The following is a 20,474-nucleotide window of genomic DNA, read 5'->3' as shown; positions in this document are numbered from 1 at the left end:
TCCCCTACTCACTATCTCACTATCTCACTATCTCACTATCTCACTGACCCTCGAATCGCGTAACGCTTTATCAACCCTGTTTCCTCTATGGCCTTGGTTCATGAAGCGCATCGTCCCCGTCCTCATGTCCCTGTTTTTGTCCGCCTGCACGTCGGTGGACTATGATCTGTCGGAGGCGACGAAGACGGTCAGCATCGAACGGAAGGCGACCTTCGCCTACCCCGCCGTGCGCGCGCCGAAATTCGGCGACCGCGACCCACATGACTGGAAGGGCCGAACGCCCTGGCACTATGCCGTCCACGGCACCGACGTATCCAAATACCAGAGCAAGGTGGATTGGAAGACGGTGCGCGACAGCGGCATCTCCTTCGCCTTCATCAAGGCGACGGAAGGCGGCGACCGGGTGGATGACCGCTTCCATGATCATTGGGCTTCCGCCGCTGCGGTCGGCATGCCGCGCGGGGCCTACCATTTCTATTATTTCTGCCGCCCGGCCATCGAGCAGGCGCAATGGTTCATCCGCAACGTCCCGCGCGATCCGAACGCGCTACCGCCGGTCCTGGACATGGAATGGAACCCGCATTCGCCCACCTGCAAGCGCCGTCCCGCGCCGGAAGTGGTGCGCAGCGAGATGAAGATTTTCCTTGAGGCCGTCGAGCGCCATTACGGAAAGCGCCCGATCATCTATACCGCCATCGATTTCTTCGAGGACAATGAGCTTCATCGCTTCAAGGGCTACCCCTACTGGCTGCGCTCGGTCGCGGGTCACCCCAGCGAGCGCTACGGCGACCATCCCTGGGCGTTCTGGCAATATACCGGAACCGGCAGGGTGCCCGGCATCGATGGCGACGCCGACATCAACGTCTTCGCCGGCTCGCCGGAAGAATGGCGCGCGGTGGTCGAAGGGCGCCGGAAGCGCTGAAACGCGCAACCACACAAGTTTTACTTCATTTCCGCGCGGCGATAGGGCAGAAGCGAGGCCGCAGAATTGTCTCATTTGCGCGCATCGTGCTTTTTCGAAGAAAGCAATGCCGGAAAGAAGTTTAGGAAATGAAGAAAACCGCCCTGCTGCTGGCAGCATCGCTCATCGCCTCCACCGCGTTGGCTAGCGCACAGCAAGCCCCGGCATCGCCGGCCGCTCCAGCCCAGGGAACGGCCGCGCCGCAGCCTGCCTGTGGCGGCGACCTGAAAACCTGGCTCGATGGCGTCGCTGCCGAAGCGCGGGCCGATGGCGTGGGCGAGCAAGGCATCAGCGAGCTTTACCAGGCCCAGATTGATGACAAGGTACTCGGCCGGGACCGTTCGCAGGGCGCGACGTTCAACCAGACCTTCGCTGATTTCTCCCGCAAGCTCATCTCCGACGCGCGGCTCAAGAAGGGCCGCGAAATGCTCGCCAAATATGCCGACGTCTTCAAAAAGGCCGAGGACACCTACGGCGTTCCCGGCCCCGTCATCGCCGCCTTCTGGGGCCTGGAAACCGACTATGGCGCTATCCAGGGCAATTTCGACACGCTGAATGCGCTCGTGACGCTTTCCCATGATTGCCGCAGACCGGAGCTTTTCCGCCCGCAATTGATCGCGCTGCTGAAGCTCTTCGACACCGGCGTCGTCAATGCGCAGACGACAGGCGCATGGGCCGGTGAGATCGGCCAGATGCAGATGCTGCCGCTCGATTATCTCGAGCGCGGTGTGGATGGCGACGGCGACGGGCGCGTCGATCTGAAGAACAGCGTGCCTGATGTGATCATGACGGCGGCGCGGATGATACGCGATCTCGGCTGGCAGAAGGGCCAGCCCTGGCTGGAAGAGGTCAAGCTGACGAAGGATCTTCCGTGGGAACAGGCGATCCGCACCAACCGCCTCCCCCATTCCAAATGGACCGCCTGGGGCGTGGAAGGATTGAACGGCCCGCTCGGCCCCGATGACGGCAACGCATCCCTGCTCCTGCCAATGGGACGCAAGGGCCCCGCCTTCCTCTCCTACCCGAATTTCGATGTATTCGTGGAGTGGAACAAGTCGATCGTCTACGCGACGACCGTCGCCTATTTCGCCACCCGCCTCGCCGGCGCTCCGGCATTCGAGCTCGGCAATCCCGATCCCGGCCTCACCACCGACCAGATGAAGGAATTGCAGACCAAGCTCGCCGCGCGCGGCTACGACATGGGCAAGATCGATGGCGTCTTCGGCGTAGCCACCCGCGACGCCGTCCGCGCCGAACAACTGCGCTTGGGGCTGCCGGCGGATTCCTGGCCGACGGTGGAATTGCTGAACAAGCTTTAATGAAGTAGCGAATTAGTGAGATAGAGAAGGCTTCTATCTCACTATATGGCGATGGGACAGCGCCCCTAACGATTGTGTTTGCGCCTACTCTGCAGACCCGCTCAAGCCCCTGGGCTTGGTAAACCGGACGCCAGCGCCTTTGCGATCATCGTCTGGAATGAGTTCAACCCCGGCGCGTTCCAACGCCGCTGCGATGCTTGCAAGATTATTGCTGATGGGCAAATGCGCACCACGCTCAAAATCAGCTACGGTTTGACGAGATATGTTTGCCGCCTTCGCCAGTTCCATCTGACTCCAGCCCAACATCGCTCGCGCACCACGGCACTGCTCTGCTGTCAGTGTATCTCTAGTCAAGGCAAACTTTCTGATTGACTTCTATCATTTTGTATGGAATTCTGTTTTCATCGATCAAACAGGTGCTGGAACACCTGCTTGATCTGACCACATCAAAGCTGTTGGGAGCTCGGATCATGGCTGATTCCGACAATAGCAGAAGTTTGCCCTTCGTCACGCGCCATAGATTACTTTCCCCTTCCGCATACCAACGAATTCGAACACGACCCGCCTGCATCACCAGGAATCATTGAGCATAACGCGGGAGTGGCTACATGCTGCTGGGGGAAATGATTGAGAAATAAAAAGAAACCGGACCCGACCGATGTAGAGATCGGTGCCCGGATCAGGATGTACAGAATTTCGAAGGGGATTACTCAGAAGGAATTCGGCACCGAAATCGGCGTTACCTTTCAGCAGGTACAAAAATACGAAACGGGAACGAACCGCATCGGAGCCAGCCGGCTTGCGCAGATAGCGGAAACACTGAGCATGCCAGTGGAAAACCTATTTACCGGCAGAGACTCAGGTGGCATGCCGGACAAGAAGCCCTTGGGTACAGAAGTCATGCGCTTCCTTGCCACCAAGGACGGGAAAAACCTCGCTTATGCCTTGGCGAAGGTAAAAGACCCTGCCACGCGGCACGCAATAATTACGCTTATCAACATACTCGCAGAGGCCAAGGAATAAGAACCCGTGACAACCTCGTCGTGATCAATATGACACCGCTGCTTGAGTACGTGCCCTTTCTCCCGGACGAAGAGGGAATGCTATGACTGAATATCCAGCTATTCGCGACCCCAACCGCTGCCCCACTCATCCGGGGGCGGTTCTTGCTGATATCCTGATCGATATCAAGAAGTCGAAGGCTGAGATTGCCCGATTGCTCGGCATTTCCCGGCAGCAGCTTTATGACATTCTCGATGAGCGCCGCCCCGTCACGCCGGCCATGGCTGTCCGTATCAGCAAGATGTTCGGCGGGAGCACGGAGTCTTGGGTGCGCATGCAAGGAGCATACGATACCTGGCACGCCGAGCGCGAAGTGGATGTTTCTCATATTCCGCGCCTGCACGCGGCCTGAGCCTCACGCCACCCGCTTCTCCTCGCCGAAGAACGCGCCGATGATCGCGCCGACATTGCCGGGCGCGACGGGCGGGCTGAACAGGAAGCCTTGCAGTTCTCCACACTGCTCCGCCCTGAGCGTCTCGAGCTGGGCGGCGGTTTCGACGCCTTCCGCCGTGGTGTCGATACCGAGGCTTGCGCCAAGCCCGATGATCGCACGGACGATGGCGAGGGATTCCGGGCTGTTCTCGATCTCGCGCACGAAGGAGCGGTCGATCTTGAGCCGGTTGAACGGGAACTGCTTCAGATAATGCAGACTGGAATAGCCGGTGCCGAAATCGTCGAGCGCGATGCGTACACCCCGGTCGCGCAATTGGCGCAGCAAGGCCAGGTTATCGGCGCTGTCATCGAGCAGCACCGTTTCCGTGATCTCGATTTCAAGCCTTGCCGGTGCAAGCCCGCTTGAGCGGAGCGCCTCGTCGATCGCCTCGAACAGTGTGCCGCTGCGAAACTGCACAGGCGACACATTCACCGCCACCATCAGCGGGTCCGGCCATGAAGCGGCTTGCGCACATGCTTCTAGCAGCATCCAGCGCCCGAGACGGTCCACCTGCCCCGTTTCCTCGGCGATGGGGATGAACTCCATCGGCGGCACCATGCCGCGCGAAGGATGCCGCCAGCGCATCAGCGCCTCGAAGCCGCATAATTTACCCGTCTGCACCGAGATGATCGGCTGGAAATGCGCCTCGAACTGCTCGGCCGGGTCAGCATTGCGCAAATCCATCTCCAGCGCACGGCGGTTCGAGACCTGCGCATCCATCTCCGGCTCGAAAAACCGCACCTCGCCCTTCAGCGAACCTTTGGCGCGGTAGAGCGCAAGATCGGCGCAGCGCAGGAGATCGTCCGCCTCGGTCGCGTCCGCCGGGGCCACCGCGCCGCCGATGCTGGCGCCGATGCGAATGGGGCACCCTTCTATAGAGGTGATCAGCGCCAATTCCTGGCTGATGCGACCGGCGAGCACCTCGATCTGTTCGCGCGATTCAAGCCCCGGCGCAAGCACGGCAAACTCGTCGCCGCCCAGCCGCGCCACGATATCCGCCTCGCGCAGCCGCTTCTTCAGCCGCTTCGTCACTTCCACCAGCACCGCGTCGCCCGCCGCATGGCCGAGCGTATCATTGACCAGCTTGAAATCGTCGAGGTCAATCATCAACACGCCGAAGGCGCGCCCGCCATCGGCGAGCTTCGCCGCCGCCCGCTCGATTTCGCGGGTGAAGACCGTGCGGTTCGCAGCCCCCGTCAGCGGATCGTGATGGGCGAGATAGGTGACATGCGCCTCCGCGCGGCGGCGCTCGGTAATGTCCATTATGGTGGAAAGCGTGGCGGGCCTTCCGTCGACCATCACCTCGCTGGTATATTCGATGATGTCGAGCGTGCGGCCATCGGCCGTGCGATGCTTAAGCGCCGTCTCGGACGACCCCGCATCCTCCTCGGAACCCTCGATTGCGATATCCGCCACGCCCAGCTTGAGAAAAGTCTCCCTCTCATAGCCGTAGAGCTTGAGCGCGGCCTCGTTGACGTTGAGAAAGCCCTCCTCGCCATGGGCGCGCACATACATCGGCGCCGGATTATCGTCGAAGAGCGAGCGGAACAGCGTGACGCGGGATTTGAACTCGCGGATATCCGTCAGCGTCACCACAAGGATGCCGTCGGCAAAATTCACCCCAGCCTGCAGCGCCAGCGGATTGCCGTCCAGTTCATAGGCCAGTTCAAACGGCTCGACCGGCTCGCCCAGCGCTGCATGCCGCATCGGCTCGGGCGTGACGATGCCGAGGCGGGAGAATGCCTGCGAGAGAAGCGTGAATTGCAGATGCTCCGGCTCGCCTCCCAGGAAGCGCGCGGCGGCCTCGTTGATGCTGAGCACATAGAAGTCACGCGGCATCCCGTCCTCGCCGGGCACAGGAGAGAGGCCCAGAATACCCTGCTGCGAGGCGTCGATCAGCAGCCGCGGCAGGTTCAACTGCGCCTTGCGCGGGCGCGTCATGACCAGGAAATATTCCCCTCTCCAGCGGCAGGAAAGCGGGAAGGTTACGATCTCCACCGTCGAGACCTTGTTCTCGATCAGCCAGCGGCAGAGCGCAAGGCTAGGGCTTCCGGCGAGGCGCGAGCGGCCGATCGCCGAAGCGATGGCCTGCCGGAAGACATATGGCACGTCCAGAAAATCGACCGTCCCCTCGCCCAGGCGAATGATCGAGCGCACTCGCTTGCCGGCGCGCAGCATCCGCGCGGGCTTGCCCGGCAGGCAATGGATCACCGCGATCTCGTCGGCAAAGCGCCCCATATTGCCGAGCGTGAAATCCTCATAGGACGGTAGCGACGTGTTGATGCGCGCCGCCTGCCAGCAATGCAGCATATAGCGCACATCGTCGAACTCCGTCGGGATATCGATCGCTTCCTCAGTCGGTGACGGGGTCGTTTCGATCCGGGATTGAGACATGCCTGAAAGCCATGAGACGGGTGGGACATGGGACATGCCGATGGAAACTCGGCTTGGCAGGACGGCATCATGCCTCGCGCTGCTACCGTTGCAATTGATCTGCCGCATGTTGGGAGAAAAGACATGCCGATGGCCGCGCGCCGTTCAAGCGAACTTTAGGCAATGTGTATTACGAAGTGCTTAAACGAACTGTCATGCCGATGTCATGTGAGTCGCCGGCTCTGCGCGAAACAAGCGAAGGAAAGCATATTCGAAAATGGCAGAATTCGGATTTTTGGGCGTCCGGAGGTTACGGTTCACAAAACGTGAACGGATGAAGTAAACGTTGTTTTTCAATAATTTAGGCCCATAAAGGAAATAATTTTCCCCGCCGTCTCTATTCAGCAACACGAATTCCGCTTTTTTTATGGCTCGACTGAGCATAGATTCCCCTCGTTAACCCAACGCCACAAGGAGCCGTGGCGTCTGAAAGGAGGCAGACCGATGGGACTTACACATTCGCTGAATGTCCTGATGATCTGTGCAGCGTTCGCATTTCTGGGTGCGATGGTAATGGGCCTCATCCCCTGAGCATTTGCGGCCAGGCGAAGCTTGGCATCGCACGAATGCTACGACGGGAGAGGCAAAGACTGCGGGTCGAGGGTCCTCAATCCCTTGGGAAAACAAAAGGAAAAAGCCCGGCATAGCGTCCGGGCTTTTTCATGTTTATGCGGCCGCGCCCGCCAATTTAGCCCCGGCGACGTCCCGCTTGTGGGGACGGATGCCAATCATGTGGCAGATCGCGAAGACGAGATCCGCGCGGTTCATCGTGTAAAAGTGGAAATCCTGCACGCCGCGCTCCACCAGATCCAGCACCTGCTCGGCGGCCACGGCTGCGGCAACCAGCATATGCGTTTGCGGATCGTTTTCGAGCCCGTCGAAGCGCTCGGCAAGCCAGGCGGGGATATGGGTGCCCGCGCGCGAGCCGAAATTCACCACCTGCTTGAAATTATGGATAGGGAGAATGCCCGGCAGGATAGGAATATAGATGCCTGCGCGGCGCACCTTCTCCACATAGCGCTCATAAAGGTCATTGTCGAAGAAGAACTGGGTGATCGCCCGCGTCGCGCCATTGTCCACCTTGCGCTTCAGCATGTCGATATCTGTGGCGAAGTCGGGGCTTTCCGGATGCTTCTCAGGGTATGCGGAAACGGAAATGTCGAAATCGGCGAAGGCTTTCAGCCCCGCCACCAATTCGGCGGCGTTGAGATAGCCGCCCGGCGTCGGTCGGTACTGTTCGCCGATGCCCGCAGCCGGATCGCCGCGCAGCGCCACGAAGCGCTTGATACCGAGGGCGGCGAACTCGCGCACCACCGCATCCACCTCTTCCTTGGTCGCATCGACGCAGGTCAGATGCGCGGCGGGCGTCACATCGGTTTCTTTCAATATCCGCGCCACCGTGCGCGCGGTGCGCTCGCGCGTCGAGCCACCCGCGCCATAGGTCACGGAAACGAATTCCGGCTTCAGCGGGGCGAGCCGCGTGACCGTCTCCCACAGGCGCGCTTCCATCTCTTCTGTCTTCGGCGGAAAGAACTCGAAGGAGACGCGGATCGCCTGCCCGATATCGGAACGGCGGGAAAGTCCGAAAACGCTCATCAAACACTCTCCGTCATATTTTGGGAGGAAACGGGATCCGCGATCAAAAGGCGCGGGTCGCGGGCAAGCCAGAGCTTCACCGTGAGGCCCGCATCACCGCCCTTCGATTCGAGCTCCTGGGCTTCATCGAGGGCAAGCCCTGCCTCGTCGAGCCACCCGCGCATAAGCTCGTCGCTGAAGCCTAAGCGCAGATGCGCATGCTCTTCACGCAGGAATTCAAGGGTATGCGGCGCGAAATCGACAATGAGAAGACGTCCGCCGGGCCTGAGCGCCCGCGCCGCCTCACGGATCGCCGCCTGCGGATCCTCCAGGAAGTGCAGCACCTGATGGATGGTCACGAGGTCGAAGCTCTCCCGGTCCACCGGAAGCGCATAGACATCGCCCTGCCGCACTTGTGCGTTCGTAATTCCGGCGCGGTCGAGATTGGCGCGCGCCACCGTCAGCATGTCGCGGTTGATATCGATGCCGAGCCCGCGCACATAAAGCGGCGAGAAAAGCTCGAGAAGCCGCCCCGTCCCCGTGCCGACATCAAGCATGGCCTGGAACGGCGTCTTGCCGACGATGCGCTTCAAGGCCGTTTCCACCGCGCTCTCGGAGACATGCAGCAGGCGAATACGGTCCCAGCTTTGCGCATTGGCGCTGAAATAAGCCGCCGCCCTCTCCTGTCGCTGCGTCTTGACCGCTGCCAGCCGCTCCAGATCCCGCTCCAGAAGGGGATCGGTGCTGTCGAGCCGGGCGATCAGCGCGCGGGCGAGCGCGCCGGCGAGGCCATCGTCGGAAAGCCGGAAATAGGCCCATGCACCTTCCTGCGAGCGATTGATCAGTCCCGCCTCATAGAGCAGCTTCAGATGGCGCGAGACACGCGGCTGCGACTGGCCGAGAATGGAGGTAAGGTCCGAAACCGTCAAATCGCCGCGCGACAGCAACGCCAGAATGCGCAACCGGCTGGATTCCGCCGCCGCTTTCAGCGTATCGACCATGGGGTCGAGATGGAGACTGGCATTGCTCATGGGCATTTGGACCGATGCGAGGTTTATGCAAAAGACATAAAGATATGTTTATGTGAAAATGAGAAGCCGCGCAAGCGAAAATGGCCGCGAGACGGAAGCGAAGTATAACAAGAGGTGAAAAATGAGCATAGGCACCGCGCGTCAGCGCGCCATCGGCAAGGCCCTCACGGCCCTCCTGCCAAGCGTGCCCTACTCGGATTCCGAGCCGATCCGCGCCGCGGCATTGGCGCCCCACATGAAGACGCTGCCGCCCTCCACAGCCGTTTGGCTCGCCACGGTCGCCCACATCCGTCACGCGCACACCGACTACGACGCACTGCGCGACGAAGGCTACGACAAGGATTCGGCGCGGTTCTTTGTGCTCGACGCAGTCAACGCCAAGCTGACGGAATGGCGAGCGACGAGGCTGCTGGAGGCGGATGAAGAGGAGGGTATTTAAAGGGATGTCATTTTAACACACTATTATCCAAATGCGCGAAAAGGGCAAACAAATACGTTTCTAAGTTGTATACATCGCAACGCGCAACGTCTGATGGCGCGTACTCGATTATGGATGTTTATCACTTGAAAGGAATAATCCATGGAAAACCGACATTTTTCTGCGCACTGGAAGTCACCCTCCAATTTCATCCCTCTGCGGTCGGCCTCCAAGCTCCTCCTGCTCACCCTCCCGGCTTGCTTCCTTGCATCTCCTTTTGCGCGCGCCGATGTTCTCCCGCCGCAATGCCATCATCCTTACAACGAACCGAATAGGGTGACCTGTGTCTATACCTTCACAGGCAGAGAACAAACTTTCGCGGTGCCTGACGGTGTAACATTGCTGGATGTCACTGCGATCGGCGCCGCCGGTGCGGCAGGAGAAGCGGGAGATCCTTCACGATCCGGCACCGGTGGTAAGGGCGGTCGTGCAGACGCGCTTATAGCCGTCACCCCCAATTCCACATTGTATGTGGAGGTCGGTGGTATTCCTACCGCGGACATAGCGCGCTGTTTTAATCCCCCGCTTTTGTGCGTGGGGGGATGGAATGGTGGCGGATCGACTGGGTTTCAGAATATTACCGTGGGCTTAGGGGGCGGCGGTGGGGGCGCATCGGATGTACGGACAATCTCCATGTCCGTCCCCGGATCACTAAACAGCCGGCTTATTGTCGCCGCCGGTGGCGGTGGGGGCGGCTCGGGCTGCGGGAACGGGAAAGCTGCCTGTAATGGCGGCAATGGGGGCGACGCTGGCAGTCAAGGCCAGAATGGCCAGCCTCTTCCGTCCCAATCGGGAGGAACGGGCGGCGGCGCTGGCACTCAGTCCGCGGGAGGAACGGGCGGGACGCAAGGAGGCGGCGCGGGAAGCCTCGGCCTGGGCGGCAATGGGGGAACGACCCCTGCTCCCTCCTTCTACCTTCCCGTTGCTATGGGCGGTGGCGCGGGGGGGGGCTACTATGGCGGCGGCGGGGGTGGCGCTCCGCAAGACCCGCTTTCAAGCCCAGGCGGCGGTGGGGGCGGATCCTCTTACGTTCCGGAAGGTGGATCGACGGATATCTCCACTCAAGCTGCATCGGTAACCATTAAATACATTCTTCCGCCCGCTACGGAAAAATAAACTCTGATTGCATAAAAGCACCGTCACGAGCGCGCCGCTCGTGACGGTGCTTTTATGCCTTGGCGGAATTGGAGTTTGCCGCCATCTGCCTGATGCGCCGCATATTCGCCACGCTACACTCGAATTACAATGCGTCATGGAATGAGGGCCGGCACGCTTCACCTTGCTTCGGCGCATTAGCATCAGACTGGATAGCATGGCGGTGACGAGGCTGCCGAGTATCGAGAAGGAAGATGTATAATCACCCCGGATAAATCCACTGCTCCGGTATCTTGACTTCCACCTTCTCGCCCGCCTTCACCGTGCCGGGCTTTTCAACCCATACGACCAGCCCACGCAAGCGTTTGGCCACCCGTACAAATTCCAGCGACACCGCCGTTACATCGGCAACGCCGGCATTCTCGGCCAGCCGCTTTCCGGCGATCTTGCAGGGTCCGTTCTGCCCGTCCACCTTCAGCGTCACCCCGCCCTCGAAGAACAGGAGCGTGCGCGGCGCCAGCATGGAGAAGGACGGGATGCCTTCGATGAGCATATTGGCGCCGATCCATTCGGGCCGGACTTCAGCTATGCCAAGCCCCGCCGCTATCGCCGCAAGCTCATCCGGCGCGACGAGTGAAAGTTGGCGCTCGTTGCGGATCTCGGTGCCGCGCGGATACCATGGCTCGCGTCCGCCGGACTTGCGCGTCACCCCGGCATGATAATCGCCGCGAACACCCTCGAACGTCAGTTCCAGCGCATCCGCCGCCTCAGTGCCGAAATGGCCGTTGAGAGCGTCGTACACACCCGCGACCCTTCCCGAAATCCTGCGCCCCGGAATGATTTCCGGAAGAGCCTTATCCTCAAGCAGTGATAACAGATCGGTCATGGCACTTTCCTCCGGTTTCGTTCTTTCGGTTTACTCCAACCGGACCGCTCGTACCATCGCACGGCCTGATAGACCTGCGATAAACTCTCATGGATCAGCCTTTTTGCGCCACGAGGAAGAAGCGCGGGAAGCGCAGCAGCGCCTTGCCGTCGCGGGCGAGCGGATAGGCTTCGGCGATGCGCGCGGTATAGGCGGCGAGGAAATCCGCCTGTTCTTCCGGATCAAGCGCGTCGAGGAAAGGCCGCAGAGCCGTGCCCTTCACCCATTCAACAATCGCTTCCGCCCCGGCCAGCGGGTGATTGTAGATCGTATGCCAAACGTCGATCCGCGCCGCCTGCCCTGCGAGCGCATCATAATAGGCCGAAACGGGCGGCAGCGGCGCGCGGGGCTTGTCTCCAATCCTTGCCGCCCAGCGCGGATCGCGCGCAACCTCCGCCATCAGCCGGTGCGTCGGCTCGGTCAGATTGTCCGGCATCTGCACCGCCAGCACCGCCCCCGGCTTCAACGCCGCGAAAAGCCGCGTGAGTTCCGCGATATGCTCCGGCAGCCACTGGAAAACAGCGTTCGAAAACAGAAGATCGACATCCGCATCGGGCGTCCACTGCGACACGCCAGCCACCTCGAAGCGAAGCTGCGGCAGTCGCACCCTCGCCTTCTCGATCATGTCGGGCGAACTGTCGAAACCGGAAATCTCCGCCTCGGGCCAGCGCGCCGCGAGAAGCTCGGTGGAATTGCCCGGCCCGCACCCGATATCGACGATTTTCCGCGGCGCGGCCAAAAGCACCTGCGCGATCAAATCCCGCGCCGGCCGGCTGCGCTCATCCTCGAATTTCAGATATTGGGCAGCGGACCAGTCGGAAGATTTTCGGTTATGAACCTGATCGGTCATCGATATACCTCTCTGCGGTTGCCGATGCGCATAACGTAAATGGTGATTTCCCTATCGCTTATTCGGGCGATTACGCGAAAGTCACCAACCCGATAACGCCAGAATCCGGAAAGCGGGCCCGCCAAGGCATCGCCAATTGAGCGTGGGTCTTCGCGATGAGCCAAACGATTGTGAAGAAATCTCAGAATGCGTTGACGATCTGTTCCCGACAGCCGGCCAAGTTCCCGCTCGGCCTTGGCGTCAATTCTGATCGTCCACACCTGTCACGTCCTTGTCGATCTCCGCATATTTCTTCATCACCTCTTCGAGCAGGACCGTTGGGCCATTTTCCTGGGCGCGTTGCTCGGCGAGATAGAGATCTTCAAGGTCATCGATATGCTCAAGGATAGCCTCACGAGCATAATAGCTCTTCGTCCGGCCCGTCTTTTTGGCCAGATCATCCAGACGCTTCTCGATATCCGGTGGCAACCTTAGAGCAAGCATGAAAAAGCTCCTTTGCTATACATGTATAGCAAAGGAGCGAGAAAGGCAATGGACCGCCTGTTATCGTGTCAAACGCTTATACGTCACCCGCTTGGGGTTGACGCTATCAGGCCCCAGCCGGCGGATCTTGTCGGCTTCGTATTCCTGGAAATTGCCCTCGAACCATTCGACATGGCTGTCGCCCTCGAAGGCGAGGATGTGCGTCGCCAGACGGTCGAGGAACATGCGATCGTGCGAGATGATGACCGCGCAGCCCGCGAAATTTTCCAGCGCGTCTTCCAGCGCCGAGAGCGTTTCGGTGTCGAGATCATTGGTCGGCTCGTCGAGCAGGATGACGTTGCCGCCATTCTTCAGCATCTTGGCGAGATGTACGCGGTTGCGCTGGCCGCCCGAGAGATTGCCGACCTTCTGCTGCTGGTCGCCGCCCTTGAAGTTGAACGCGCCGCAATAGGCGCGGCTGTTCATCTCGTGCTTGCCAAGCTTGATGATGTCGTTGCCGCCGGAAATCTCTTCCCAAACCGTCTTGTTGGCGTCGAGATGGTCGCGGCTCTGGTCGACATAGCCGAGCTGAACCGTATCGCCGACGCGGATCGAGCCAGCATCCGGTTTTTCCTGTCCGGTGATCATCTTGAACAGCGTCGATTTACCCGCGCCGTTCGGCCCGATCACGCCGACAATCCCACCGGGGGGCAGCTTGAAGTCGAGCCCGTCGATCAGCACGCGGTCGCCGAACGCCTTGGTCAGCCCTTCCGCCTCGATCACCACCTGCCCCAGCCGCTCGCCGGCGGGGATGATGATCTGCGCCTCGCCCGGACGACGCTCGTTGGCGGCCTTGACCAGTTCATCATAGGCCTTGATGCGCGCCTTGGATTTCGCCTGCCGCGCCTTGGGGCTGGAGGCAATCCACTCCTGCTCGCGCGCCAGCGCCTTCTGGCGGGCATCTTCTTCGCGATTCTCCTGGGCCATTCGCTTGGCCTTCGCGCCGAGATAGGCCGAATAATTGCCCTCATAGGGAATGCCGCGACCGCGGTCGAGCTCGAGAATCCAACCCGTGACATTGTCGAGGAAGTAGCGGTCGTGGGTGATAATCAGCACCGCGCCCGGATATTCGCGCAGATGCTTTTCCAGCCACGCCGTCGTCTCGGCGTCCAGATGGTTGGTCGGCTCGTCGAGCAGCAAGAGGTCCGGCTGCGAGAGCAAGAGCTTGCACAGCGCCACGCGGCGCTTTTCACCGCCTGAAAGCTTGGTCACGTCGGCATCGGCAGGCGGGCAGCGCAGCGCTTCCATCGCCATCTCGACCTGCGAGTCCAGATCCCAGAGGTTCTGGCTGTCGATGATGTCCTGAAGCTTCGCGCCCTCATCCGCCGTCTCGTCGGAATAATTCATCATCAACTCATTGTAACGGTCGATGATCGCCTTCTTCTTGGCGACGCCCTCCATGACATTGCCGAGCACATCCTTGGACGCATCCAGCTCCGGCTCCTGCGGCAGATATCCGCAGGTCGCGCCGTCGGCGAGCCAGGCTTCGCCGGTATATTCCTTGTCGATTCCCGCCATGATGCGCAGGACCGTCGATTTACCCGCGCCGTTCGGGCCCAGAATGCCGATCTTGGCGTCCGGATAGAAGGACAAATGCAGGTTTTCGAGAATCTTCTTGTTGCCATAGGCCTTATTGAGCCCGGCCATGTGATAGATGAATTGGCGTGCCATTGCGCGCGTCGTCTCCAGTGGAAATGAATTGCACGCTATGTAGGCGAAATGACTGGTGGGGGCAACGATTGAAAAATGCGAAACCGGGTGCGGATATTTCCGTCACCCGGTCTCCCCTCTGGTTCCGCTTGCGGAAGCTTCCTCTCTTCCTTGGGCGGCATGTAAAAGGTTGAAGGCAAAGCCTCCCCGTCGAGACCAGGACAGCTGCCCCAATCCCCGATCAGTCATTCGATTGTTGAAAAGAACACCCGATAGCCCGCCAGCCCCAGAAATGCCGTCTCAACCAAATTCCACAGTCAGTTTTGCGCAGCTTTTTAGAATTAGCAAGCGGTTTTGCAAAAAAATATTGCAAAGCATCATAAAGATTAAAAAATAGGCAATTGAGGTCATGCCTGCATATGGCGACATCATGACAGAACGCCAATTGACTATTGGATCGCCAGATCGTCAACTTGCTGAGGTCATCAGGAGGAGACTGGCGTGCCTTTCCAGACGGCGGAATTCCTGGCCTCGCCTACCGGCGCGAGCCTTTGCCTGCGCAAGCAACTGGCGGAGGGCAGCGCGCGCGGCATCGTGCATGTCAATCACGGCCTCGCCGAGCATTCGGCCCGCTATGCCCGCTTTGCCGAAGAACTCTCGCAAGCAGGCTTTCATGTCTACGCGCACGATCATCGCGGGCATGGCGAAACCATAGCGCCGGATGCGCCGCAGGGCATGTTTGCGTCCCGCAATGGGGCGGAGAAGGCCATTGCCGATGTCGCCGCCGTCAACGCCCATATCCGCGCCGCCCATCCCGGCCTGCCGGTCGTCCTTTTCGGCCATTCCATGGGCGGGTTGATCGCACTCAACTACGTCCTGAAACATCCCCTTACCATCGACGCCGCCGCCATCTGGAACGCCAATTTTTCCCCCGGGGCAGCGGGCAAACTTGCGCAAGTCATCCTCGCGGCGGAGAGAATGCTTATCGGCTCCGACGTGCCGAGCCTAATTCTTCCCAAGCTCACCTTCCGCGAATGGGGGCGCAAAATCCAGGGTGCCCGCACCGACTTCGACTGGCTCTCCCGCGACCCCGGCGAGGTGGACGCCTATATCGCCGACCCCAAATGCGGATGGGACGCCACGGTCGCTCTATGGATCGATGTCTTCCGCCTCGTCTTTCAGGGCGCGGACAACAGCCATTTCGGCAATGTTCCCCGCGCCATGCCGTTCAACCTCGTCGGCGGTGACCAGGACCCGGCGACGGATAATGGCAAAGCGATTGCCGCCCTGGCCCGGCGTCTGCGCGCTATGGGATTTACCGACATACACGAATGTATCTATCCAGGCACCCGCCACGAAAGCCTGAACGAGATCAACCGTGAAGCGATAACGCAGGATTTTATCGTCTGGGCAAATCGCGCGGTGCAGGGTTGAGTGTAGTGATGTTGCCTCTGCGCCCTACTACCCCTCATCCGACCGCGCGGAGCGCGGTCGGATGAGGGGTCATTGCCAAGGAGCTTGTTATAATGACTAATGCACCTCTCTCCGGTATCAAGGTCATAGAGCTTGCGCGCGTGCTGGCGGGGCCGTGGGCAGGGCAGATCCTTGCCGATCTTGGCGCCGATGTGATCAAGGTCGAAAGCCCTGATGGCGGCGACGAGACACGCGGTTGGGGGCCTCCCTTCGTCACCGGCGCGGATGGCGAAAACCTTTCCGCCGCTTACTTCCATGCCTGCAATCGCGGCAAGCGGTCGATCACCGCCGATTTCACCACGCCGGAAGGGCGGAAAACCGTCTGCGCCCTCTGCCGCACCGCCGATGTGGTGATCGAAAACTTCAAGGTCGGCGGGCTCAGGAAATACGGCCTCGACTACGAGAGCCTGAAGGCACTCAACCCGCGCCTCGTCTATTGCTCGATCACCGGCTTCGGCCAGACCGGGCCTTATGCGAAACAGGCGGGCTATGATTTCATCATCCAGGGCATGTCCGGCCTGATGTCCGTCACCGGCGAGCCGGACCGCGAGCCGCAGAAGGTCGGCCTCGCCGTCGCCGATATCTTCACCGGCCTTTACGCCGCGACCGCTATTCAGGCCGCGCTTATCCATGCATTGAAAACCGGCGAAGGCCAATGGATCGACATGGCGCTATTCGATGTGCAGTCCGCCGTGATGGCCAATCAGGCGATGAACTATCTTGTGAGCCACAACAGCCCCAACCGCATGGGCAACGCCCATCCCAACATCGCGCCCTACGAGGTGGTGCCGACCTTCGACGGGCATCTGATCCTCGCCGTCGGCAATGACGGCCAGTTCGCCCGCCTCTGCACGATCCTGGGCTTGGATAGCTTCCCTAAAGATCCACGCTTCGCCACCAACCGCGCGAGGCTGGAGAACCGCGCCGCGCTGACCGCTGCGATCAGCGCCGAAACCGCGAAGCGCACCCGCGCCGATCTGCTCTATGCCTGCGTCGAGAACGGCGTTCCCGCCGGGCCGATCAACCGCATCGGCGAGATGTTCGCCGACCCGCAGATCGTCGCCCGCGGCCTGCGCCTCGATCTGCCTGATGGCCACGGCAACACCATCCCCTCGGTGCGCACGCCCATCCTGATGTCGGCAAGCCCGCTCGCCTATGAGCGCCCCTCGCCGCGTCTGGGAGAGCATACGGAAGAGATATTGGAAGAATTGCACCGGGAGGAACGGAAATGAAAACGGGTGGCCAACTGATCGTCGAAGCGCTTGCCGCCAATGGCGTGGAGCGGCTGTTCTGCGTGCCGGGCGAGAGCTATCTCGCCGTGCTCGACGCGCTCTACGATGCTGATATCGCCGTCACCGTCTGCCGGGCGGAGGGTGGCGCGGCGATGATGGCGGAGGCGTGGGGCAAGCTGACGGGCGAGCCGGGCATCTGCTTCGTCACGCGCGGCCCCGGCGCCACCAATGCCTCCCCCGGCCTCCACGTCGCCATGCAGGATTCAACCCCAATGATTCTCTTCATCGGGCAGGTGGCACGCGATGCACGTGAACGTGAAGCGTTTCAGGAGGTGGAATACCGCCGCCATTTCGCCGACATGGCGAAATGGGTCGCCGAAATCGATGATCCCGCCCGCGTTCCGGAATTCATCACCCGCGCCTTCGCGGTCGCGACATCAGGCAGGCCCGGCCCGGTGGTGCTGGCGCTGCCGGAGGATATGCTGACCGAACAGGCCGATGCCCCTGCCCCACAACGCTGGCAGCCGGTCGAAACCGCGCCCTCGCCCGCCGCAATGAAGGAACTCGCCACTCTGCTCGAAACTGCGAAGAAACCGTTCATGATCCTCGGCGGTTCGCGCTGGAACCCGCAAGCCGTCGCCAGCATCACCCGCTTCGCCGAACGCTGGGAACTGCCGGTCGGATGCTCCTTCCGCCGCCAGATGCTGTTCGACCACCTCCACCCGAACTATGCCGGCGATATTGGCCTCGGCATCAATCCGGCCCTCGCCGAGCGGATAAGGAACGCCGATCTGATCCTGCTCGTCGGTGGGCGCTTCGGCGAAGTCCCCTCTTCCGGCTATACGCTGATCAATAGCCCCTACCCGCGCCAGAAGCTGGTGCATATCCACCCCGCCCCGGAAGAACTGGGCCGCGTCTACCGCCCGACCCTCGCCATCAACGCCGCGCCCGACGCCTTCGCCAAAGCTGTAGACGAATTGACGCCCCTCGGCCCCCTGCCCTGGTCAGGCGAGGCAGCCGCCGCCCATACCGCCTATCTGCAATGGTCCACCCCGCCTGAAACCGGCCCCGGCGCGATCGCCATGGGCCCAATCATAGCCTGGCTCGAAGCAAACCTTCCCGAAGACGCGATCATGACCAATGGCGCAGGCAATTACGCCACCTGGCTGCACCGCTTCCATCGCTTCCGCCGCTATGGCACGCAGGCCGCGCCGACTTCTGGCTCCATGGGCTACGGTCTCCCTGCCGCCGTCGCCGCCAAGGCGCTGCATCCGAACCGCATGGTCGTCTGCTTCGCCGGTGATGGCTGCTTCCTGATGAACGGGCAGGATTTCGCCACTGCCGTGCAATATGGCTGGCCTATCATCGTGCTCGTCATCAACAACGGCATGTACGGCACGATCAGGATGCATCAGGAGCGCGAATATCCGGGCCGCGTCTCAGGCACCAAGCTCAGCAATCCCGATTTCGCCGCCCTCGCCCGCGCCTATGGCGGCCATGGCGAAACGGTGGAAAGAACCGAGGATTTCGGCCCGGCCTTCTTGCGTGCGGTCGAAAGCGGCAAGCCCTCGATCGTCGAAATCAGGCTCGATCCTGAAGCAATCACGCCCACCAAGACGCTGACGCAGATCAGGGAAAAACGGTAGGACTCCTGCTCTCATCCCAACTTCTTCTGTGGCAATGCGTCATTTTCGGTGCTATTCACCCGCGCATTGTTCGGCTGGGCGGCACCTGCGCCCGCATCCCGAAGGATTTGGAATTTGACTGAAACGATGATCTCGGTGGTCATTCCCTGCCGGAACGAAGCCGACAATCTCGCCTTCCTGCTCGACGAGGTGGACGCCGCCATGCAGGGCCGCGCCTATGAGGTGATCGTCGTGGACGATGGCTCCACCGACGCGACCGGCGATGTTCTGGCAAAGCGCATCGAGGCCGGACTGCCGCTGCGCCACATCCGTCATGATCGCTCCGCCGGACAGAGCGCCGCCGTACGCTCCGGCGTCTTCGCGGCCCGGGGCGATATCGTCGTGACCATGGACGGCGACGGCCAGAACAACCCCGCCTATCTGCCGCAGCTTGCCGATGCGCTCATCAAGGCCGGCCCATCTGTCGGCATCGCCGCCGGGCAGCGCCTGAAGCGCACCGACACGAAGCTCAAGCAAATCTCATCCCGCCTCGCCAACAATCTGCGCGGCGCGATCCTCAACGACAACACCCGCGATTCCGGCTGCGGCCTCAAGGCGGTGCATACCAGCCTCTTCCGGCAATTGCCCTTCTTCGACGGCTGGCACCGTTATCTGCCCGCGCTGGTGATCCGGGAAGGATACGGCGTCGTCCATGTCGATGTGGTTGACCGCGAGCGCCGCCACGGCAAATCCAATTACGGCATTCTCGACCGCGCGGCGCGCGGCGTGCTTGATCTCTATGGCGTGTGGTGGCTGCGCCGCCGCCGCAAAACCGTGCCTCGCGTGACGGAAATCACCAATGGTTGAAATTTTTACCTATCTAGCCGATTGGCTCCACGACGTCTTCGTCAAGCAGTTGGACGCCTGGGTCATCCTCGGATTCGTCGCCCAGGCATGTTTCAGCATGCGCTTCGTGGTCCAATGGGTCGCCTCGGAAAAAGCCAAGCGCAGCGTCGTGCCGGTCGCCTTCTGGTTCTTCTCGCTCGGCGGCGGCGCACTTCTTCTGGTCTACGCCATCCAGCGCCAGGACCCGGTCTTTATCGCCGGCCAGGGCATGGGGCTGCTGATCTACATCCGGAATCTCTGGCTGATCGCCAACGAGAAGAAATCCGTGACGAAGGTGGATTGAGGCTTCGCTTACTGAATACTCTCGCTCGTCCAGTCCGCGTGGGCGTTCCGTAGCGCGAGGATCAGAACATCGCCATTCTCCTCAATGCGGTAAATTATCAGATGCGCTTTGTGCGGATGCACACGCACTGGCGGCGAAATCTCATGCCGCTCACGCGCCATATGAGGGTTGGCAGCGAGCAGCGCGAAAATCGCTTTTATTTCGTGAATATAGCGCTTGGCTTGTGCATATCCGAACAGCTTTATTCCCTGTTCGGCGATACTGTCGAGGTTTTCATCCGCTTCCGCCGAAAGACGAAACCTCATGATCAACTATCCCGCGATATTCCGACGCGCCGCGCCGCTGCTTCAAAAATCTCATCCACCGTTCTATTGCTGATACCACTCGCCAATCCCGCATCCACAGCCTGCTGCATGACGGCAATCTTCTCTCTACGCACCTGATCCTGCCGGATCAAGTCCCGCACATAGTCGCTGGCATTGGCATAGCGGCCTGTTTCAGCTTGGGCCTCGACCCATTCCTTCATCGGATCGGGAAGGGAAATATTCATCGTCGCCATATCAGCCTCCATTTTCCGCCAATATGGCATATTTTGGCAAACTTTGCCAACATCAGCCTGCC

General features: G+C 60.7%; 22 protein-coding genes. 11 read left to right on the top strand and 11 right to left on the bottom strand.

What is annotated here, in order from left to right; genetic code table 11:
- Positions 1-100: 100 nt before the first annotated feature.
- Positions 101-922: a glycoside hydrolase family 25 protein gene (locus tag IEX53_RS13410; protein WP_188824685.1), complete on the top strand. Its 822-nt coding sequence runs from the start codon at positions 101-103 to the stop codon at positions 920-922.
- Positions 923-1,050: 128 nt separating this feature from the next.
- Complete coding sequence (locus IEX53_RS13405; protein ID WP_188824684.1) at positions 1,051-2,280, top strand: lytic murein transglycosylase; 1,230 nt, start codon at positions 1,051-1,053, stop codon at positions 2,278-2,280.
- Positions 2,281-2,364: 84 nt separating this feature from the next.
- On the opposite strand, the gene IEX53_RS13400 is transcribed toward IEX53_RS13405, so the two are convergent.
- Positions 2,365-2,634, bottom strand: a complete 270-nt coding sequence (locus tag IEX53_RS13400) for a helix-turn-helix transcriptional regulator (RefSeq protein ID WP_373288645.1) — start codon at positions 2,632-2,634, stop codon at positions 2,365-2,367.
- A gap of 273 nt (positions 2,635-2,907) precedes the next feature.
- Here IEX53_RS13400 and IEX53_RS13395 point away from each other — a divergent pair, with 273 nt between their 5' ends.
- Positions 2,908-3,303 (top strand): helix-turn-helix domain-containing protein, encoded by a 396-nt coding sequence (locus IEX53_RS13395; protein WP_188824682.1) that lies wholly within the window; start codon positions 2,908-2,910, stop codon positions 3,301-3,303.
- 82 nt (positions 3,304-3,385) lie between these two features.
- The gene (locus IEX53_RS13390) at positions 3,386-3,694 is read left to right on the top strand and encodes a HigA family addiction module antitoxin (RefSeq protein ID WP_188824681.1); all 309 of its coding nucleotides are present in this window, start codon (positions 3,386-3,388) and stop codon (positions 3,692-3,694) included.
- 3 nt (positions 3,695-3,697) lie between these two features.
- On the opposite strand, the gene IEX53_RS13385 is transcribed toward IEX53_RS13390, so the two are convergent.
- The 3 genes from IEX53_RS13385 to IEX53_RS13375 all read right to left on the bottom strand — a co-directional run bounded on the left by IEX53_RS13385 (position 3,698) and on the right by IEX53_RS13375 (position 8,814).
- Positions 3,698-6,169 (bottom strand): putative bifunctional diguanylate cyclase/phosphodiesterase, encoded by a 2,472-nt coding sequence (locus IEX53_RS13385; protein ID WP_188824680.1) that lies wholly within the window; start codon positions 6,167-6,169, stop codon positions 3,698-3,700.
- 705 nt (positions 6,170-6,874) lie between these two features.
- Positions 6,875-7,804, bottom strand: a complete 930-nt coding sequence (gene metF, locus IEX53_RS13380) for a methylenetetrahydrofolate reductase [NAD(P)H] (protein ID WP_188824679.1) — start codon at positions 7,802-7,804, stop codon at positions 6,875-6,877.
- Positions 7,804-8,814 carry an ArsR/SmtB family transcription factor gene (locus tag IEX53_RS13375; protein ID WP_188824678.1) on the bottom strand — a complete coding sequence of 337 codons (1,011 nt, stop codon included), beginning with the start codon at positions 8,812-8,814 and terminating at the stop codon, positions 7,804-7,806. The genes metF and IEX53_RS13375 overlap by 1 nt, the downstream gene beginning before the upstream one ends.
- Positions 8,815-8,935: 121 nt before the next feature.
- On the opposite strand from IEX53_RS13375, the gene IEX53_RS13370 reads away from it, so the two are divergent.
- Both IEX53_RS13370 and IEX53_RS24385 read left to right on the top strand, forming a co-directional pair.
- Positions 8,936-9,253 carry a DUF2293 domain-containing protein gene (locus IEX53_RS13370; RefSeq protein ID WP_188824677.1) on the top strand — a complete coding sequence of 106 codons (318 nt, stop codon included), beginning with the start codon at positions 8,936-8,938 and terminating at the stop codon, positions 9,251-9,253.
- A gap of 141 nt (positions 9,254-9,394) precedes the next feature.
- The gene (locus IEX53_RS24385; protein ID WP_188824676.1) at positions 9,395-10,408 is read left to right on the top strand and encodes a glycine-rich protein; all 1,014 of its coding nucleotides are present in this window, start codon (positions 9,395-9,397) and stop codon (positions 10,406-10,408) included.
- A 241-nt stretch (positions 10,409-10,649) separates the two neighbouring features.
- On the opposite strand, the gene IEX53_RS13360 is transcribed toward IEX53_RS24385, so the two are convergent.
- The 5 genes from IEX53_RS13360 to ettA all read right to left on the bottom strand — a co-directional run bounded on the left by IEX53_RS13360 (position 10,650) and on the right by ettA (position 14,355).
- Positions 10,650-11,273 (bottom strand): MOSC domain-containing protein, encoded by a 624-nt coding sequence (locus tag IEX53_RS13360; protein ID WP_188824675.1) that lies wholly within the window; start codon positions 11,271-11,273, stop codon positions 10,650-10,652.
- Between the two features lie 94 nt (positions 11,274-11,367).
- Entirely contained in the window at positions 11,368-12,162 is a 795-nt protein-coding gene (gene tam, locus IEX53_RS13355) for a trans-aconitate 2-methyltransferase (RefSeq protein WP_188824674.1), read from the bottom strand.
- Entirely contained in the window at positions 12,159-12,422 is a 264-nt protein-coding gene (locus tag IEX53_RS13350) for a type II toxin-antitoxin system RelE family toxin (protein WP_188824673.1), read from the bottom strand. Before IEX53_RS13350 ends, tam begins: the two co-directional genes overlap by 4 nt.
- Positions 12,403-12,645, bottom strand: coding sequence for a type II toxin-antitoxin system RelB family antitoxin (gene relB, locus IEX53_RS13345; RefSeq protein ID WP_188824672.1), 243 nt, complete (start codon positions 12,643-12,645; stop codon positions 12,403-12,405). The genes IEX53_RS13350 and relB overlap by 20 nt, the downstream gene beginning before the upstream one ends.
- Positions 12,646-12,705: 60 nt before the next feature.
- Entirely contained in the window at positions 12,706-14,355 is a 1,650-nt protein-coding gene (gene ettA, locus IEX53_RS13340) for an energy-dependent translational throttle protein EttA (RefSeq protein WP_188824671.1), read from the bottom strand.
- A gap of 480 nt (positions 14,356-14,835) precedes the next feature.
- Here ettA and IEX53_RS13335 point away from each other — a divergent pair, with 480 nt between their 5' ends.
- The 5 genes from IEX53_RS13335 to IEX53_RS13315 all read left to right on the top strand — a co-directional run bounded on the left by IEX53_RS13335 (position 14,836) and on the right by IEX53_RS13315 (position 19,853).
- Complete coding sequence (locus IEX53_RS13335) at positions 14,836-15,768, top strand: alpha/beta fold hydrolase (RefSeq protein ID WP_188824670.1); 933 nt, start codon at positions 14,836-14,838, stop codon at positions 15,766-15,768.
- A 92-nt stretch (positions 15,769-15,860) separates the two neighbouring features.
- Complete coding sequence (locus tag IEX53_RS13330; protein WP_188824669.1) at positions 15,861-17,039, top strand: CaiB/BaiF CoA transferase family protein; 1,179 nt, start codon at positions 15,861-15,863, stop codon at positions 17,037-17,039.
- Positions 17,036-18,685, top strand: coding sequence for a thiamine pyrophosphate-binding protein (locus IEX53_RS13325; protein WP_188824668.1), 1,650 nt, complete (start codon positions 17,036-17,038; stop codon positions 18,683-18,685). Before IEX53_RS13330 ends, IEX53_RS13325 begins: the two co-directional genes overlap by 4 nt.
- A 126-nt stretch (positions 18,686-18,811) precedes the next feature.
- Positions 18,812-19,531, top strand: coding sequence for a glycosyltransferase family 2 protein (locus IEX53_RS13320; RefSeq protein ID WP_188824755.1), 720 nt, complete (start codon positions 18,812-18,814; stop codon positions 19,529-19,531).
- Entirely contained in the window at positions 19,524-19,853 is a 330-nt protein-coding gene (locus tag IEX53_RS13315) for a lipid-A-disaccharide synthase N-terminal domain-containing protein (RefSeq protein WP_188824667.1), read from the top strand. The genes IEX53_RS13320 and IEX53_RS13315 overlap by 8 nt, the downstream gene beginning before the upstream one ends.
- Before the next feature lie 8 nt (positions 19,854-19,861).
- Here the strand turns inward: IEX53_RS13315 and IEX53_RS13310 are convergent, their stop codons facing one another.
- Both IEX53_RS13310 and IEX53_RS13305 read right to left on the bottom strand, forming a co-directional pair.
- The gene (locus IEX53_RS13310; RefSeq protein ID WP_188824666.1) at positions 19,862-20,158 is read right to left on the bottom strand and encodes a type II toxin-antitoxin system RelE/ParE family toxin; all 297 of its coding nucleotides are present in this window, start codon (positions 20,156-20,158) and stop codon (positions 19,862-19,864) included.
- Between the two features lie 2 nt (positions 20,159-20,160).
- Positions 20,161-20,412 carry a type II toxin-antitoxin system ParD family antitoxin gene (locus tag IEX53_RS13305; protein WP_188824665.1) on the bottom strand — a complete coding sequence of 84 codons (252 nt, stop codon included), beginning with the start codon at positions 20,410-20,412 and terminating at the stop codon, positions 20,161-20,163.
- Positions 20,413-20,474 lie beyond the last annotated feature (62 nt).

It is taken from the genome of Paramesorhizobium endophyticum (assembly GCF_014640615.1).
GTDB classification, from domain to species: Bacteria; Pseudomonadota; Alphaproteobacteria; order Rhizobiales; family Rhizobiaceae; genus Paramesorhizobium; species Paramesorhizobium endophyticum.
The sequence above is the reverse complement of the archived record's forward strand: the minus strand, read 5'-3'. Positions and strand labels throughout refer to the sequence as shown.